Source organism: Hyphomonas sp. (assembly GCF_041689225.1).
Taxonomy (GTDB): Bacteria; Pseudomonadota; Alphaproteobacteria; order Caulobacterales; family Hyphomonadaceae; genus Hyphomonas.
Genome location: NZ_JBDNGN010000047.1, coordinates 1 through 2,744, shown reverse-complemented (window position 1 = coordinate 2,744; position 2,744 = coordinate 1). Strand labels below are relative to the sequence as shown.

General features: G+C 63.6%; 1 protein-coding gene. It reads left to right on the top strand.

Annotated features, from left to right (window positions below; genetic code table 11):
- Nucleotides 1-2,744, top strand: a 2,744-nt coding sequence (locus ACESNB_RS03940; RefSeq protein ID WP_373004152.1) for a strawberry notch family protein, incomplete at both ends; no start/stop codon positions are given.

The following is a 2,744-nucleotide window of genomic DNA, read 5'->3' as shown; positions in this document are numbered from 1 at the left end:
TCTCAGGCGCATCCGACCAAGCTGGTGCAATCCGCCGCGATGGCCTCGGTAGCGCCGCCGCTGCCAAGCTACCGCCCGCACCTGCCGAACGCGGTCATCACCGACGGCCTGCTTTCCGATGCTCAGCTCGAATCCGTCATCTATGCCGGCGAAGCCCATTCAGACTTCCTCGCCGGATCATGGTCGATCGATGAAACCTTCGATGTGGTATCGGCCGCGCGCGACGACGCTGAGAACGCCGTCCGCTTTCGTAAGGGCTGGTTTCTGGGTGATGGCACAGGCGCCGGCAAAGGCCGTCAGGCCGCCGGCATCCTTCTCGACAATTGGTTGAAAGGCCGCCGCCGCGCCCTCTGGGTCTCAAAATCCGACAAGCTGCTGGAGGATGCGCAGCGCGACTGGTCGGCGCTCGGCATGGAGCGGTTGCTGGTGACGCCGCTGTCGCGCTTTCGTCAGGGCACACCGGTTCGATTGGCGCAAGGTGTCCTATTCACCACCTATGCCACGCTACGCTCCGACGACCGCGGCGAGAAGGTTTCGCGCGTCCGCCAAATCGTCGAATGGTTAGGCTCCGACTTCGATGGAGTGATCATTTTCGACGAGAGCCATGCCATGCAGAATGCCGCTGGCGGCAAGGGAGAACGCGGCGACCAAGCTGCGTCGCAGCAAGGCCGTGCTGGCCTGCGCCTCCAGCACGCGCTGCCGAACGCACGCGTGGTTTATGTGTCGGCGACCGGCGCCACCACGGTTCACAACCTCGCTTATGCCCAACGCCTCGGCCTCTGGGGCGGCGAAGACTTCCCCTTCTCCACGCGGGCTGAATTTGTCGAGGCGATCGAGGCTGGCGGCATTGCGGCCATGGAGGTTCTGGCGCGCGACCTTCGGGCACTTGGTCTCTACGCGGCGCGCTCGCTTTCCTATGACGGCGTCGAATATGAGCTGATCGAGCACCAGCTCACGCCCGACCAGACCCGCATCTATGATGCCTACGCGGGTGCGTTCTCGATCATTCACAACAATCTCGATGCCGCCATGCAGGCCGCCAACATCACCGGCGAGCACGGCACGTTGAACCGCCAAGCCAAGTCCGCTGCGCGCTCAGCTTTTGAGTCAGCCAAGCAGCGCTTCTTCGGCCATCTGCTGACCAGCATGAAAACGCCAACGCTGATCCGTTCCATCGATCATGATCTCGAGGCTGGCCATGCCGCCGTAATCCAGATCGTTTCTACCGGCGAAGCACTGATGGAACGGCGCTTAGCCGAAATCCCGACCGAGGAATGGAACGACGTCCGCGTCGACATCACACCGCGCGAATATGTTCTCGACTATCTCGCCCATTCCTTCCCGGTGCAGCTCTACGAGCCCTTCACCGACAGCGAGGGCAATCTGTCGTCTCGGCCCGTCTATCGGGATGGGCAGCCCGTCGAAAGCCGCGAGGCCGTGGCCCGCCGGAACAGTCTGATCGAGAAGCTCGCTTCCCTTCCGCCGGTCCCCGGCGCGCTCGACCAGATCGTCCAACGCTTCGGCGCGGACATTGTGGCCGAAGTCACAGGCCGCTCGCGCCGCGTGGTCCGCAAGGGCGAGCGTCTTGTCGTCGAGAACCGGGCTGGTTCCGCCAACCTCGCCGAGACGCAGGCCTTCATGGACGATGCCAAGCGCATCCTGATCTTCTCCGACGCCGGCGGTACAGGCCGTTCCTATCACGCCGAACTTTCGGCGAAGAACCGCCGCCTGCGGGTTCACTATCTCCTTGAACCTGGCTGGAAGGCCGATGCCGCGATTCAGGGGCTTGGTCGCACTAACCGGACGAACCAGCAGCAACCGCCGCTGTTCCGGCCAATCGCGACGGACGTAAAGGCCGAAAAGCGCTTCCTCTCGACCATCGCCCGGCGTCTCGACACGCTCGGCGCCATCACGCGCGGCCAGCGCCAGACCGGCGGGCAAGGCCTATTCCGGCCCGAGGACAACCTGGAAAGCCAATATGCGCGTGATGCGCTGCGCCAGCTCTACATGCTGCTTGTGCGCGGCAAGGTGGAGGGTTGCTCGCTGGCGCTGTTCGAGGACGCCACCGGCCTCAGCCTGATGGATGCGAACGGCATCAAGGACGATCTGCCGCCAATTACTACCTTCCTGAACCGGCTGCTGGCCTTGACCATCGCGCTTCAGGGCATCCTGTTCACGGCGTTCGAGCAATTGCTGAACGCCCGCATCGAGGGCGCCATCGCATCGGGCATCTACGATGTCGGGCTGGAGACGCTGACAGCCGAAAGCTTCATCGTCACTGACCGGCAGACCATCTACACCCACCCCGGCACGTCCGCTGAGACACGGCTGCTCACGATCACGCAGCGCGAGCGCAATAGCCCGGTGACGCTCGATCAGGCGCTCGACCAGCTGTCCGACCCTCGCGCAGTGCTGCTGGTCAATGATCGCTCAGGGCGCGCCGCTGTGCAGGTCCCGGCGCCGAGCCTGATGCTTGACGACGGCGAGATCGAACGCCGCATTCGGCTGATCCGTCCGATGGAACAGCATCACGCGTCCTTGAAGATGATGGAGGAGAGCCATTGGGTCGAAGCCGACCGCGCGACGTTTGCCCGAGCGTGGAACGCCGAGATCGCGGATGTGCCGGAATTCACCGACAGCATCATCCACATTGTCGCCGGATTGTTGCTGCCGATCTGGAAACGCCTGCCGAATGAATCGACACGCGTCTATCGGCTCCAGACCGACACCGGCGAACGCATCGT